Below are 14,802 nucleotides of genomic sequence, written 5' to 3'. Positions count from 1 at the left end.
CGCCTCTGGTCGCGCTGCCCCACGGGCCGGTCCCGGGCTCCTCGACCCGGCCGGCGCCGTAAGGGTGTAGCGGTGCGATGGGGGTTCGCCCGGGGTGGAGGCAGGCAGGCACCGCCGTGGTTCGGTTGGGCCCGGTGCCCCGGCCGCCGACACGAGTGCGGGTGGGCACGACGCGCCAGCCACCGACACGAGCACGGGTGGGGCGAAGCGCCGGCCTGGCGATGCGATGCGGGTCGGCCGGGGATCGCGGCTGGCCCGAATGGGTTCGGGTGGGCACGAGACGCCGGCCCGCGAGTTGAGTACGGGTGGGGCGATACGTGTGTCGCAACCGACATCTCGGCGTACCGCGTTCGACAATGTCGAACACCTGGCGTTGTGCCGCCTCGCTAACGCTCCTAGATTCCAGTTCTCCGTGGTCGTCACGGGGTGGAAGGGAGTTTCGGAATGGCTACGACAGCTGATCCAGAAGCGGTGAAGGCGAAGACCCTTCTGGGGGAGTGTTCCGCCGAGCTGGCCGGTACGTTCATCCTGATCCTGTTCGGTTGTGGCGTGGTCGCCCAAGTGGTCGCCGGCGGAGGCGGGCTGGGGGATCACGATTCGATTGCCTGGGCCTGGGGTATCGGCGTCACACTGGGCATCTACACCGCGGGCCGGATGACCGGCGCGCATCTGAATCCGGCGGTGACGATCGCTCTGGCGGCGTTCCGCGGGTTCAGCTGGAAGAAGGTGCTGCCGTACTCGGTGGCACAGTTCCTCGGGGCGTTCCTGGCGGCGCTCGTGGTTCGCTGGAACTACACCGAGGCACTCAACAAGTTCGACCCGGGGCTGACGATCAAGAGCCAGGGTGTGTTCTCGACCCTGCCGGGCAACGGCAGTACCGAGCTGGGCGTGGAGATGTGGGGCGGTTTCCGGGACCAGATCATCGGTACGGCGATCCTGATGTTCGTCATCCTGGCGATCACCGACCTGCGCAACACCTCGCCGGCGGCCAACCTGGCGCCGTTCATCGTCGGCCTGCTGGTGGTCGGCATCGGGATGGCGTGGGGGACGAACGCCGGCTACGCGATCAACCCGGCGCGTGACTTCGGGCCGCGGCTGGCGTCCTTCTTCACCGGCTACGGGGGAGCGTTCAAAGATCAGTTCGGGGATCTGTATTTCTGGGTGCCGATCGTGGCACCGATCATCGGCGCGCTCGTCGGCGCGTTCCTGTACGACCTGCTGGTCGGCCGCAACCTGCCGATCGCGGACGAGGACGAGGAACCGGGCCGGCTGCCTTCCGAATCCGGGGCCGAGGGAGAAACGACCACATGAGCATGCAGCGTGAGGAGAGGAAATTCCATGGCTGACTTCGTAGGTGCCGTCGACCAGGGCACCACGAGTACCCGCTTCATGATCTTCGACCACTCCGGGAACGAGGTGGGCAAGCACCAGCTCGAGCACGAGCAGATCCTGCCTCAGGCCGGCTGGGTCGAGCACAACCCGGTGGAGATCTGGGAGCGCACCAGCTCGGTGATCCGGACCGCGCTGAACGCGCAAGGGCTGCATGCGAGCGACCTGGCGGCGCTCGGCATCACCAACCAGCGTGAGACGGCCGTGGTCTGGAACCGCAAGACCGGACGCCCGTACTACAACGCGATCGTGTGGCAGGACACCCGGACCGACCGGATCGCGTCGGCCCTGGAGCGCGCAGGCAAGGGCGATGTCATCCGGCAGAAGGCCGGGCTGCCGCCGGCGACGTACTTCTCGGCCGGCAAGGTGCAGTGGATCCTGGAGAACGTCGACGGGGTCCGCGAAGCCGCCGAGGCCGGTGACGCCGTGTTCGGCAACACCGACACCTGGCTGCTGTGGAACCTCACCGGTGGCACCGAGGGTGGCGTCCACATCACCGACGTCACCAACGCCAGCCGCACGATGCTGATGAACCTGGAGACGCTCGACTGGGACGACGAGCTGATCTCGTTCTTCGACATCCCCCGGCAGATGCTGCCGGAGATCCGCCCGTCGTCGGATCCCAACAAGTACGGCGAAACGCTCGCCAACGGCCCGCTCGGCGGCGTAGTACCGCTGACCGGTGACCTCGGCGACCAGCAGGCGGCCACGGTCGGCCAGGTCTGCTTCAACCCCGGCGAGGCGAAGAACACCTACGGCACCGGCAACTTCATGCTGCTGAACACGGGGACCGAGCTGGTCCGCTCCAAGGCGGGGCTGCTCAGCACGATGTGCTACAAGTTCGGCGACGACGCGCCGGTCTACGCGCTGGAGGGGTCGATCGCCGTCACCGGTTCGGCCGTCCAGTGGCTGCGCGACCAGCTCGGCATCATCTCCGGCGCCAGCGAGACCGAGACGCTGGCCCGTCAGGTCAAGGACAACGGCGGCGTGTACTTCGTTCCGGCGTTCTCGGGCCTGTTCGCACCGTACTGGCGGTCCGACGCCCGCGGCGCGATCGTCGGGCTGTCCCGGTTCAACACCAACGCTCACCTGGCCCGAGCAACACTGGAGGCGATCTGCTACCAGAGCAAGGACGTGGCCGACGCGATGGAGAAGGACTCGGGCGTGAAGCTCGAGGTGCTCAAGGTCGACGGCGGCGTGACCGCGAACGAGCTCTGCATGCAGATGCAGGCCGACATCCTCGGCGTACCGGTGAGCAAGCCGGTGGTCGCGGAGACGACCGCTCTCGGCGCGGCGTACGCGGCCGGGCTGGCGGTCGGGTTCTGGAACAACACCGACGAACTGGTGCAGAACTGGAACGAGGACAAGCGCTGGAACCCGGAGTGGAACGACGAGCAGCGGGCGGACGGCTACAAGGGCTGGGAGAAGGCCGTCCAGCGCACGCTCGACTGGGTCGACGTCGACTGACGGCCCGCACGGCACCACGGAGTACAAGGCGATAGACGGAAGGAACAGCACAGTGGGCGCAGTGGCACTGTCACCGCAAGCGAGGACCGAAGCCATCGAGGCGATGGCAGACGGCCGGGAACTCGATGTCCTGGTGATCGGTGGCGGGGTGGTCGGCGCCGGGTCGGCTCTCGACGCCGCGACCCGGGGCCTGACCACCGGACTGCTGGAGGCTCGTGACTTCGCGAGCGGCACCTCCAGCCGATCCAGCAAGTTGGTGCACGGTGGCCTGCGCTACCTGGAGATGCTGGACTTCCGGCTGGTGCACGAGGCGTTGCAGGAGCGAGGACTGCTCCTGCAACGCCTGGCACCGCACCTGGTCAAGCCAGTGCCGTTCCTCTACCCCTTGCAGCACAGGTGGTGGGAGCGGTTCTATGCGGGCGCGGGCGTCGCCCTGTACGACGCCATGGCGCTCAGCTCGGGTCTCGGCGCCGGCCTGCCGATCCACAAGCACCTCACCCGGCGCGGAGCCATGCGGCTGGTCCCCAGCCTCAAGAAGTCGGCCCTGGTCGGCGCACTCCAGTACTACGACGCGCAGGTCGACGACGCTCGCCACACGATGGAGCTGGCCCGTACTGCGGCGTCGTACGGCGCTCATGTCGCCAACCGGGTCAAGGTGACCGGCTTCCTCCGGCAGGGCGAGCGGGTCACCGGTGTCCAGGCGAAGGACCTGGAGAGCGGGCGCGAGTTCGAAGTACGGGCCAAGCAGGTCGTCAACGCGACCGGTGTCTGGACCGACGACACCCAGGCGATGGTCGGCGAGCGTGGGCAGTACCACGTGCGCGCGTCGAAGGGGATCCACCTGGTGGTGCCGAAGGACCGGATCCAGTCCAGTAGCGGGATGATCCTGCGGACCGAGAAGTCCGTGCTGTTCATCATCCCGTGGGGCCGGCACTGGCTGATCGGCACCACCGACACCGACTGGAACCTGGACAAGGCCCACCCGGCCGCGACCAGCAAAGACATCGAGTACCTGCTCGACCACGTGAACGAAGTGCTGGTGACACCGTTGACGCGCGAGGACGTGGAGGGCGTGTACGCCGGGCTCCGACCCCTGCTGGCGGGGGAGTCGGAGAGCACGTCGAAACTCTCGCGTGAGCACGTCGTCGCGCACGCGGCTCCCGGGCTGGTGGTTGTTGCCGGTGGCAAGTACACGACGTACCGGGTGATGGCCAAGGACGCCATCGACGCGGCCGCGAATGCCCTCGACGGCCGGGTGCCCAAGTCGGTCACCAAGAGCACCCCGCTGGTCGGTGCCGACGGCTACCACGCGATGTGGAACCAGCGTCACCTGATCGCGCGGCGCTCCGGGCTGCACGTGGCCCGGATCGAGCACCTGCTCAACCGGTACGGCGCACTGATCGACGAGGTGCTCGCACTGGTCGAGGCGGATCCGTCGCTGGGCGAGCAGTTGCCCGGTACGCAGGACTACCTCAAGGCCGAGATCGTCTACGGCGCCACGAACGAAGGCGCTCGTCACCTCGACGACGTGCTGGCCCGGCGTACCAGGATCTCCATCGAGGCGTGGGATCGCGGGGTCGAGGCAGCCGAAGCGGCGGCCCGGCTGATGGCCCCGATCCTCGGCTGGGACGAGGCGACGATCGAGCGCGAGGTCTCCTTCTACCAGCAGCGGGTCCGGTCCGAACGCGACTCCCAGGACCAGCCCGACGACGAATCCGCCGACAAGGTCCGCCTCGAGGCCCCGGACATCGTCTCGCCCGCCTGACCTCTGAGGGGTCAACCCCTCAGTTGGTGGGTTGCCCCCTGGGATTCTCGGGAGGCAACCCACCCTTTGAGGGGTTAACCCCTCAAAGGGCCGCCCAGGGCCGTGGCGATCAGCGCAGTACCGGGGGCGGTGCGGCCGCCGGGGCCGGGAGACGGGATTGTGTTGTCGGTGGTGAGTTCACCAGAGCACTCGGAGCAGCAAACGGTCGCGGTCGTGGACTTGCCGCACGTCGTGTGAGTGAAGCGGATGGGTTGTCCAGCTGGCGGGGTGGCCCACCGATCACCCCATGCCGTCAGGGCGATCAGCACGGGGATCAGCTCCCGTCCGGACTGGGTGAGGGAGTAGGCGTAGCGGACCGGGTTCTCCTGGTACGGCGCTCGCGTGACCAGCCCGGCCGCCATCAGCGTGCCGAGACGGTCGGTGAGCAGGTTGCGCGAGATACCCAGATCGCCGACCAGTTGGTCGAAACGGTCCAGCCCCAGGTACAGGTCGCGCAGGATCAGTGGGCTCCACCAGTCGCCCATCACCTCCAGCGACTGGGCCAGCGAGCAGTGCATCTCGGCGAAACTCGTGTTGCGCATGACCGCATCCTACTAAGTTGCGTCATTGAACTCACCCTCCTAGGCTGGGGTTTCCCGAGGAGAGGAAACGGCATGTACCACCGATTCGTGGCCGGCCGGGTCCGGCAGGCCTTCGCCGAGATCAGCGCGGGGAACACCGAGGCGATGGTGTCCGGGATGGCGCCGACCTTCACCTACCGGTTCTACGGGGACCACGCGTTGTCGGGGGAGCGGCACACCCGCGAGGCGCTTCGGCGCTGGTGGGCGCGCTGTCAGAGATTGTTGCCTGAGACAAGGTTCGACGTGCAGGACGTGCTGGTTGCGGGCTGGCCGTGGGACACCAGGGTCGCGACGGCGGTCACCGTCGACGTCGGCCTGGCCGACGGGACGCGGTACCAGAACGTCGTGCACCAATTCCTCCGGATGCGCTGGGGGAAGATCACCGAGGTGCGCACGCTGGAGGACACCGCCGTCCTGGAGCGGACCCTGGACCGGCTGGCGGCGGCGGGGATCGAGGAGGCGCATGCCGCCCCGATCACGGATCGAGAACCCGCCGCCGCTTGACGCCCGGCTAGGGGCTACTGGTTGGCGATGGTGACGGTGTACCTGGCGTCGTCGTCGGTGAACTGGTAGTCGCCGGCGCCGGTGATGCGCTTCGCGCCGAGGTTGTCGTCGTCGTCCGGCTCGTCACCCTCCATCAGCGTGAGCACCCTGTCCTGGGTGACCGGAACGTCCTGGATGTCCTTGCTGTCGCCGGTCACCATCTGGCTGCTCCACAGGACCTTGCCGTCCTGCACCAGGTAGGCGTCGTCGGCGCCGGTGAAGTCCTCCTGCTCGTGACAGACGATGTGCGTGATCTTCAAGCCGGCCTGGATGCCTTCCGGTGCAGGCGTTGCTGCGTCGGCGACGGCCGGGCCGGCGATGACAGTGGCCGTGCCGAGTGCCGCGGCGATGAAGAGATGACGTACTGAGGACATGGTTTTCTCCCGAGTGTGAACTGACTCTTCGAACGCCATGGACGCTAGGCCGCCAGTGCATCAAGCGTTTGACAGCCACATCACGGTTGCCGCTCTTCGAGCCTGCTCGAAACGTCTACTGGTCGGGGCGGATCCAGCCGAAGGTGCGCTGGACGGCGGCCTGCCAGTTCGCGTACTCCGTCGCGCGGCGCTCGGGCTCCATGTGCGGTAGCCACTGACCCGCGCGGTGCCAGTTGCTGCGCAGGCCTTCGAGATCCGGCCAATAGCCGACCGCGAGCCCGGCGGCGTACGCGGCGCCGAGGGACACCGTCTCGGTCACCATCGGCCGCACCACCGGTACGTCGAGCAGGTCGGCGAGGAACTGCATCAGCAGGTTGTTCGCCGTCATGCCACCGTCGACCTTGAGTGCGGTCAGAGCGATCCCGGAGTCGGCGTTCATCGCGTCGACCACCTCCAGCGTCTGGAAGCCGGTCGCCTCGAGCACCGCCCGGGCCAGATGGCCTTTGGTGATGTACGACGTGAGGCCGGCGATCACGCCACGCGCCTCACTGCGCCAGTGCGGCGCGAACAGCCCGGAGAAGGCCGGCACGATGTAGGCGCCGCCGTTGTCCTCGACAGTCCGCGCGAGCGTCTCGATCTCGGCGGCCGTGTGGATCAGCCCGAGCCCGTCGCGGAACCACTGCACCAGCGAGCCGGTGACCGCCATCGACCCTTCCAGCGCGTACGCCGCGGGCTCCGACCCGATCTGGTAGGCGACCGTGGTGAGCATGCCGTGCGTCGACCGGACGATCTCCTTGCCCGTGTGCAGCAACAGGAACGACCCGGTCCCATAGGTGCACTTCGCCTCACCGGGACTGAAACACGTCTGCCCGAACAACGCGGCCTGCTGGTCCCCGAGGGCCGCCCCGATCCGTACCCCGGGCAGCACCGCGGTCGCGGTCGCGAACACTCCCGACGACGGCCGGATCTCGGGCAGAACGGTGCGCGGTACGTCGAACGCGGCCAGCAGTTCGTCGTCCCACTCGAGCGTCTCGATGTTCATCAGCATCGTCCGGCTCGCGTTCGTCACGTCGGTGGCGTGCAGACCGCCGTCCGGGCCGCCGGTGAAGTTCCAGATCAGCCAGCTCTCCATCGTGCCGAACAGCACCTCGCCACGGTTCGCGCGCTCCCGCAGGCCCGGCGTGTGGTCGAGCATCCAGCGCAGCCGGGGCGCGGAGAAGTACGTCGTGAGCGGCAGGCCGCACAGGTCCGCGAACCGGTCGGGCCCTTCGTCCCCGGCGAGTTCGGTGATGAGCCGGTCCGTGCGAGTGTCCTGCCAGACCACGGCATGACCGATCGGCTGGCCGGTCTTGCGATCCCACAGCAGGCTGGTCTCCCGCTGGTTGGTGATGCCGATGGCAACGATCTGGGACGCGTCGGCGCCGATCTGCCGGATCGCGGACGGCACCACCCGGGTCACGTTGCGCCAGATCTCGGCAGCGTCGTGCTCGACCCAGCCTGGCTTCGGGAAGTACTGCTTGTGCTCGCGTTGCGCGACCGAGACCAGCCGCCCCCGCCGGTCGAAGAGGATGCAGCGGGTGGAGTTCGTGCCCTGATCGACCGCGGCGACATACTGCTCAGCCATCGGTATCTCCTCGGTACTTGGTCATCGGTCCTCGCGCAGGTCGCGGCCGATGGCCTCGGCGGTGGCGCGCACCATCGTGACCAGATCGGCGCGATGGCGCAGCCGGCTGTCACAGATGCGTTCGATCCGGCCGGTCAGCCCGACCGCTCCGACCACCAGGCCGCCGAGGCCGCGGATCGGGGCGGCGATGCCGGCCAGCTCGACAGTGTGCTCCTCGAACTCACCCGCCCAGCCCTTCGCCCGTACGGCGGCGAGCTCCTCGGCCAGCCGAGCCGGGTCGGTGATGGTCCTGGTCGTGTAGGCGTCGAGTTTGCGTGGCCGGGCTGCTCCGGACGCGTCGAAGGCAAGCACCGCTTTACCGAGAGCGCACGCGTGCGGCGGCAGCGTCGTACCGACGTCGAGGTTCTGGTCGCTGTCGTCAGGGCGGAAGACGTGGTGGACCACGACGACCTTGCCCTCGACCAGGCGGCCGACGCGGACGACCTCACCGCTGCGGGAGGCGAGTGAGTCGGCCCAGTTGATCGCGCGGCTGCGCAGCTCGTTCGGATCGAGGTAGGTCTCGCCCAGCCGCCCGAACGCGTCACTGAGCCGGTACTGCGCGCCGCTGCGGTCCTGCTCCACGAATCCGACCTGGTGCAGCGTCTTGAGAATGCCGTGCACGGTCGCCTTGGCCAGGCCGAGGGCGTTGCTCAGATCGGCGACGCCCAACCCGCTTGGCGCGGCCGCCAGCAGCCGCAACACGGCCGCGGCACGCTCGATGGACTGCACACTGCCCGGCACACCGGCAGGCTACCCGCGATTAGGCGTCATGGCTGCCCCTGGTGGCCGCGGTTCGCCCGCCACAGCGAATAGCCGAGCTCGCCGCCCTCGTGCTCGCTACTCGGTGGCGATCGCCCGCAGTACGTCGAGTTTGGCCGCCCGCCGGGACGGCCAGACCGCAGCCAGTACGCCGACCGCGCCGGTGACCAGGACGGCGATCAGCAACTGGAGCACGGGGATGTCGAGGACGCCGAGACCGTCCTCCTTCATCACCTTCTGGACGGCGGCGCCGAACAGGACACCGATCAGTAGTCCGAGCAGTGCTCCCAGCAGGGCGATCGCGATTGCCTCGACCTGCAGCATCCGGCGCAACTGCGGGCCGTCCATGCCGATCGCGCGGAGCAGACCGATCTCGCGGGTCCGCTCGATCACGCCGAGTGCGAGGGTGTTCACGATGCCGAGGACGGCGATCAGGATGGCGAGGGTGAGCAGCATCGCGATCGCGCCGAGCACGAAGTTGATCGGTTGGCGCTGAGTCTGCGCGTAGGCCTGCTGGTCACGCACCCGGACGGCCGGGTAGTCGGTCAGCTGACGGGCGACGGCCAGCCCGACCGTGCCGGGATCGGTGCCGTCGGCAACTTCGACGTACAGGGTGTTGTCGGTGCCGGCGCCGCCGGCCTGGACGAAGGCGGGCATCGCCAGGATGACGGCGTTGAGCTGACGGTTCGGCGCGATGATGCCGGTCAGCCGGAGGGTGTGCTTGCCGGTGGTCGTGGTGAGCACGTACTTCTTGCCGACCTCGAGGCCGAGCTGCCGGGCGAGGTTGCGGGGGACCACCGCGTCGCCGGCCTTCAAACCGTCCGCCGAGCCTGAGTCGAACGTGGTGGTGATCGGGCCGTCGATCGTGCCGTCGTCGATGCCGGCCACGGTGATCCGGTTGCCGTCGAGCTCGCCCGGCATCTGCCGGACGCGGTGCACGGAGGCGACTCCGGGGACCTTCGCGACGGTGTCGCCGACCTGGCTGCTGAACGGCTCGTCGGAGCTGACCAGCAGTTCGGCGGTACCGATCGCGTCCTGCAGGCTCTGGTTGATCGAGGCCTTCGCCGATGCCGCGATGACGACCAGGCCGCTGATCAGGGCCAGCGAGATCATCAGGGCCGAGGCGGTCGCGGAGGTCCGGCGCGGGTTGCGCTCGGCGTTGCGCCGGCCGAGGGTGACCGGCGCCTTGCGGCCGAACGGCGCGATGAGTGCGCGGACGGCGTACCGGCTGATCAGGGGGCTGGTCATGATCACACCGACCAGCACGAGAGCGGCGCCCAGGGCGAGCAGGATCGTTGCCGACAGGCCCTGCAGCGTGAACGCGATCGGGACCAGGATGGCGGTCATCAGCAACAGGAAGCCGCCGATCAGGAGGCGGACGAGCAGCGAGCGTTCGGGGACGCTGACGTCGTCGCGCATTGCCGCGACGGGGGAGAGCTGGCCGGCTCGGCGCGCGGCCGGGTAGGCGGCGAAGAGGGTGATGCCGACGCCGACGACGTAACAGGCGATCACTGTCGCGGCGCTGATCTGGAGGTTCGCGCCGGGGATGGCGAGATCCAGCGACTTGTAGAACGCTTGCAGGCCGGCCGCCACGGCAGCACCAAGCAACAGGCCGAGGGTCGAACCGGCTACGCCGATCACGAACGCTTCGGTGAGGACGGTGAAGGTGACCTGGGCCCGGGACGCGCCGATCGCGCGCACCATGGCGAGCTCACGGGACCGCTGCGCGACGAGCATCGCGAAGGTGTTGATGATCAGGAACGTCCCGACGAACAAGGCGATCCCGGCGAACAGCAACAGGATGGCGGTGAACCCGCCGAAGGTGTTGTCGACCGCGTTCTCGCTGTCGGCCGCGACCTGGGCCGCGGTCCGGACGCTGACGTTCTTGCCGACGATCTTGGCGATCGCCTGGGTGACGGCTTGCACGTCCTGACCGGGCTCGACGGAGACGGTGATCGAGGTCCAGCCGGCCCGGCCGAGGAGGAGCCGCTGGGCGGTGGCCGCGTCGAAGGTGATCAGCGGGGCACCCGCCGACGGGCCGGACGTGTTGGGGGAAGTGACCGCGGTCAGGGTGGCGGTGAGCGCTTTGACCGGGGTGACGACCTTGACCTGGTCACCGATCTCGTAGCCCTCGCGTTTGGCGGTCGGCTGGTCGAGCGCGAGCTCGTGCTGTCCCCACGGTGCCTTGCCGTCTAGGACGCGGAAGGTCGCCGTCCGCGCGTCGCGCGGCCAGCTGCCGGCGTACGTGGGAAGGCCGAACGCGTCGGTCGGCTGACCGTCGGAGCCGAGCACCTGGGCGCCGGCGGCGAGCAGTTGCGGGTCGGTGCCGGCCACGCCGGGGACGTTGGCGATCTGGTTGGCGAGGTCGCTGGACAGCGTGGCGGGGCGGGCGCCGGACAGGCCGGCGTTGCTCCTGAATGCTTCGACCGGGGTGACGGTGATGTCGGCGGGGCTGCCGGCGAAGTTCTTCTTGAGCGCGGCCGAGAGGGTGTCGGTGAAGATCAGCGCGCCGCCGACGAAGGCCACGCCGAGCACCACGGCGACCGTGCACAGGACGAAACGGAGCCGGTGCGCGAGCACCGACCGCAGGCCGAGCCGAAGCATCAGCCCGCTTCCCGGGTGTCGAGTTGCTTCATCCGGTCCAGGACGGACTCCGCCGTCGGGTCGAGCAGTTCGTCCTGGAGCCTGCCGTCGGCGAGGAAGACCACCCGATCGGCGTACGACGCCGCGGTCGGGTCGTGCGTCACCATCACGACCGTCTGGCCGAACTCGCGCACCGACCGGTGCAGGAAGCCGAGCACATCGGCGGACGAGCGGGAGTCGAGGTTGCCGGTCGGCTCGTCGGCGAACACCACGTCGGGCCGGGAGGCGAGCGCGCGGGCACAGGCGACGCGTTGCTGCTGACCGCCGGACAGCTCGGACGGCTTGTGGGTGAGCCGGTCCTGCAGGCCGATCGTGGTGATCACCTTGTCGAGCCACTCCGCGTCGGGTTTGCGGTTGGCCAGGTCCAGGGGGAGCGTGATGTTCTCGAGCGCCGTGAGGGTCGGGACCAGGTTGAACGCCTGGAACACGAAGCCGATCCGGTCGCGGCGGAGGTGCGTGAGCCGCTTCTCGTCGAGCCGGGTGAGCTCGACGTCGCCGAGCACCACCTGCCCGGTGGTCGGCCGGTCGAGCCCGGCCAGACAGTGCAGCAAGGTCGACTTCCCCGACCCGGACGGCCCCATGATCGCGGTGAACCGGCCCTTGCCGAACTCCAGGCTGACATCCACCAGCGCATCCACCCGGGTGTCGCCACTCCCGTAGCTCTTCCCCAACGCAGCAGTCCGAACAGCCGCACCCTGCTCAACAACTCTCACCGTCACACCCAGAACGCTAGCTGCCCTCAGGTTCCCGCCACCCCGTCAGCCCACCTCAACCACGAACTACTTCGTTGTCTGTGGTGTTCGCTGGGCTGCCGGGTGCGAGTGCGGGTCAGGCGTCGATGACGACGGGGATTACTACCGGGCGGCGGCGCCAGTGGCGCCAGGTCCAGTTGCCTACGGCTCGGCCGACGAGTTCTTCCAGGGCGTTGGCGTCGCCGATGCTTTCGGACGCCGCCTTGGCCAAGGTGTCCTCGATGACCGGGATGACGTCCTTGAACGTGGTGTCGTCGTGGACGAAGCCGCGGGCCAGGAAGTCCGGCGGCTCGGCCAGCCGGCCGGTGTTGGCATCGACCAGCATGACGACCGTGACGACACCTTCCTCGGCCAGCGCGCGCCGGTCCTTCAGGTTCGCCTCGGTGACTCCGCCGACCGTCATCGCGTCGACGTAGACGTAGCCGGCCTCGACCTTGCCGGTGATCCGGGCGCGGCCCTTGTCCAGGTCGACGACCACGCCGTCCTCGGCGATGATCACCCGGTCCTCCGGTACGCCGGTGCTGACGGCGAGCGCCGCGTTCGCCTTCAGGTGCCGGTACTCGCCGTGCACCGGCATCACGTTGCGGGGCTTGACCAGGTTGTAGCAGTAGACCAGCTCGCCCGCGCTCGCGTGGCCGGAGACGTGCACCTTCGCGTTGCCCTTGTGGACGACGTTCGCACCCCAGCGGGTGAGGCCGTTGATCAGGCCGTAGATCGCGTTCTCGTTGCCCGGGATCAGCGAGCTGGCCATCAGCACGGTGTCACCGTCGCCGATCCGGATCATGTGGTCGCGGTTGGCCATCCGGGCCAGCGCGGCCATCGGCTCACCCTGCGAGCCGGTGCAGACCAGCGTGACCTTGCGGTCGGGGAGCTTCTCCAGTTCCTTCAGGTCGACGATCAGGCCCTTCGGGATCTTCAGGTAGCCCAGGTCGCCGGCGATGCCCATGTTGCGCACCATCGAGCGGCCGACGAAGGCGACCTTGCGGCCGCCGGCCTTGGCCGCGTCGAGCACCTGCTGGATCCGGTGCACGTGGCTGGCGAAGCTGGACACGATGATCCGGCCGGGTGCGGTCCGGAAGACGGTGTCGATCGCGGGGCCGAGGTCCTTCTCGGCGACCGTGAAGCCGGGTACGTCGGCGTTCGTCGAGTCGGTCAGGAACAGGTCCACGCCCTCCTCGCCGAGCTTGGCGAAGCCGCGCAGGTCGGTGAGCCGGCGGTCCAGCGGGAACTGGTCCATCTTGAAGTCACCGGTGTGCAGGACGACGCCGGCCTTGGTCCGGATCGCCACCGCGAGACCGTCCGGGATCGAGTGGTTGACGGCGAAGAACTCGGTCTCGAACGGACCGAGCCGGCGCCGCTCGCCTTCCTTGACCTCGATCGTCTTCGGCGTGATCCGGTGTTCCTTGAGCTTGGAGGTGATGAACGCCAGGGTCAGCTTGGAGCCGACCACAGGAATGTCGGCGCGCTCCTTCAGCAGGTACGGGACGCCGCCGATGTGGTCCTCGTGACCGTGCGTGAGGACGATCGCGTCGATCTTGTCCAGCCGGTCCCGGATCCAGCCGAAGTCCGGCAGGATCACGTCGACGCCGGGCTGGTGCTCCTCGGGGAACAGCACGCCGCAGTCGACGATCAGCAACCGGCCGCGGTGCTCGAACACGGTCATGTTGCGGCCGATCTCGCCGAGACCGCCCAGAGCGACCACGCGCAGGGCGTTGTCGGGGAGGCGAGGCGGCTGGCCGAGATCGGGATGCGGATGACTCATACTGCGGACCGTATCCGAACCGGGTGGTTGTCCCTGGCATCGACCGGGTGTGAGCAGAAACTCAGGCAGGTGCTAACAGGCGTCCGCAGCCGGTCGCCGAGGGGCCTCATCCGTCCACTCCGACCAGATCCACGCCCGCCGATTCCCGGGCCACCTCTTCCACCGAACGGGACGGCAGCGGGGGCGGAGTACCGCCCCAGGACGGGCAGAGGGCCTTGTGGTCGCACCAGTCGCACAGCGGTCCGGGGCTCGGTCGCCAGTCGCCGGAGTCCAGCGCCCGGGTGATCGCCGTCCAGAGCGCCCCGACCTTGCGTTCACAAGCGCGCAAGTCCGCCTCGTCGGGGACGTAGCGGACGATCTCGCCGTTGCCGAGATAGACCAGTTGCAGCATCGCCGGTACGACGCCGCGCAGCCGCCACAGCACGAGGGCGTAGAACTTCATCTGGAACAGCGCCTTCGCCTCGAAGAACTCCGACGGCGAACGGCCGGTCTTGTAGTCGACCACCCGGATCTCACCGGTCGGCGCGACGTCGAGACGGTCGACATAGCCCCTGAGGGTCAGGCCCGACTCCAGTTCGGTCTCGACGTACAGCTCGCGCTCGGCCGGCTCGAGCAGGTTCGGATCTTCGAGGGCGAAGTACTTGCCGAGTAGTTGGTGGGCCTCGGCCAGCCACTTGGCCAGCTCCGCGCCGTCGGCGTCCTCGGCGAACAGCTCCGCGACCTCGGGCTCGGCCTCGAGCAGCCGCTGCCACTGTGGCTCGACCATCTCGGTGGCTTGCTCGAGAGTTCGCTGGCCGCGGGGCAGATCGAAAAGCCGCTCCAGTACGGCGTGCACCACCGTGCCGCGGACCGCCGCGGAGGACGGTTTCTCCGGCAACCGGTCGATCACGCGGAACCGGTACTTGAGCGGGCAGCTCATGAAGTCCGCGGCCCGGGACGGAGACAGCGCTCCGCTCGGGTGGCCGTGTGGGTCGACTGCTGCTGCAACGCTCATGCCCGCAAGGCTAGGCCAGACCACCGACAGTTGGTGCCCACCGCGCTGGGGCTGTGGACAACCTCCCGACG

General features: G+C 68.6%; 12 protein-coding genes. 4 read left to right on the top strand and 8 right to left on the bottom strand.

The window, feature by feature from the left end:
* The first annotated feature begins 444 nt into the window (after window positions 1-444).
* The 3 genes from ACQPYM_RS22665 to ACQPYM_RS22655 are packed head-to-tail and all read left to right on the top strand — an operon-like array spanning window position 445 to window position 4,621.
* Window positions 445-1,311 carry an MIP/aquaporin family protein gene (locus ACQPYM_RS22665; RefSeq protein ID WP_433003116.1) on the top strand — a complete coding sequence of 289 codons (867 nt, stop codon included), beginning with the start codon at window positions 445-447 and terminating at the stop codon, window positions 1,309-1,311.
* Between the two features lie 27 nt (window positions 1,312-1,338).
* Window positions 1,339-2,856, top strand: a complete 1,518-nt coding sequence (glpK, locus tag ACQPYM_RS22660; RefSeq protein ID WP_433003113.1) for a glycerol kinase GlpK — start codon at window positions 1,339-1,341, stop codon at window positions 2,854-2,856.
* 52 nt (window positions 2,857-2,908) lie between these two features.
* Window positions 2,909-4,621 (top strand): glycerol-3-phosphate dehydrogenase/oxidase, encoded by a 1,713-nt coding sequence (locus ACQPYM_RS22655; protein ID WP_433003110.1) that lies wholly within the window; start codon window positions 2,909-2,911, stop codon window positions 4,619-4,621.
* A gap of 74 nt (window positions 4,622-4,695) precedes the next feature.
* Here ACQPYM_RS22655 and ACQPYM_RS22650 read toward each other — a convergent pair whose 3' ends face one another.
* A complete protein-coding gene (locus ACQPYM_RS22650; RefSeq protein ID WP_433003107.1) occupies window positions 4,696-5,202 on the bottom strand; it encodes a winged helix-turn-helix transcriptional regulator in 507 nt (168 codons plus the stop codon).
* A gap of 72 nt (window positions 5,203-5,274) precedes the next feature.
* On the opposite strand from ACQPYM_RS22650, the gene ACQPYM_RS22645 reads away from it, so the two are divergent.
* Window positions 5,275-5,745 carry a nuclear transport factor 2 family protein gene (locus tag ACQPYM_RS22645; RefSeq protein ID WP_433003104.1) on the top strand — a complete coding sequence of 157 codons (471 nt, stop codon included), beginning with the start codon at window positions 5,275-5,277 and terminating at the stop codon, window positions 5,743-5,745.
* 14 nt (window positions 5,746-5,759) lie between these two features.
* Here ACQPYM_RS22645 and ACQPYM_RS22640 read toward each other — a convergent pair whose 3' ends face one another.
* The 7 genes from ACQPYM_RS22640 to ACQPYM_RS22610 form a co-directional block, all read right to left on the bottom strand.
* Window positions 5,760-6,158: a hypothetical protein gene (locus ACQPYM_RS22640; RefSeq protein WP_433003101.1), complete on the bottom strand. Its 399-nt coding sequence runs from the start codon at window positions 6,156-6,158 to the stop codon at window positions 5,760-5,762.
* A gap of 115 nt (window positions 6,159-6,273) precedes the next feature.
* Window positions 6,274-7,782, bottom strand: coding sequence for a glycerol kinase GlpK (glpK, locus tag ACQPYM_RS22635; protein ID WP_433003098.1), 1,509 nt, complete (start codon window positions 7,780-7,782; stop codon window positions 6,274-6,276).
* A 21-nt stretch (window positions 7,783-7,803) separates the two neighbouring features.
* Entirely contained in the window at window positions 7,804-8,562 is a 759-nt protein-coding gene (locus ACQPYM_RS22630) for an IclR family transcriptional regulator (protein ID WP_433003095.1), read from the bottom strand.
* A gap of 96 nt (window positions 8,563-8,658) precedes the next feature.
* Entirely contained in the window at window positions 8,659-11,184 is a 2,526-nt protein-coding gene (locus ACQPYM_RS22625) for an ABC transporter permease (RefSeq protein WP_433003091.1), read from the bottom strand.
* Window positions 11,184-11,942, bottom strand: a complete 759-nt coding sequence (locus ACQPYM_RS22620; protein WP_433003088.1) for an ABC transporter ATP-binding protein — start codon at window positions 11,940-11,942, stop codon at window positions 11,184-11,186. Before ACQPYM_RS22620 ends, ACQPYM_RS22625 begins: the two co-directional genes overlap by 1 nt.
* Before the next feature lie 109 nt (window positions 11,943-12,051).
* A complete protein-coding gene (locus ACQPYM_RS22615) occupies window positions 12,052-13,737 on the bottom strand; it encodes a ribonuclease J (protein ID WP_433003085.1) in 1,686 nt (561 codons plus the stop codon).
* Window positions 13,738-13,843: 106 nt separating this feature from the next.
* Window positions 13,844-14,731 (bottom strand): RecB family exonuclease, encoded by an 888-nt coding sequence (locus ACQPYM_RS22610; RefSeq protein ID WP_433003082.1) that lies wholly within the window; start codon window positions 14,729-14,731, stop codon window positions 13,844-13,846.
* Between the last annotated feature and the right edge of the window lie 71 nt (window positions 14,732-14,802).

The sequence above is a fragment of the Kribbella sp. CA-294648 genome, assembly GCF_050943845.1.
GTDB lineage: Bacteria > Actinomycetota > Actinomycetes > Propionibacteriales > Kribbellaceae > Kribbella.
Note: the sequence above shows the minus strand (reverse complement) of the source record. Positions and strands in the feature narration are given on the sequence as shown.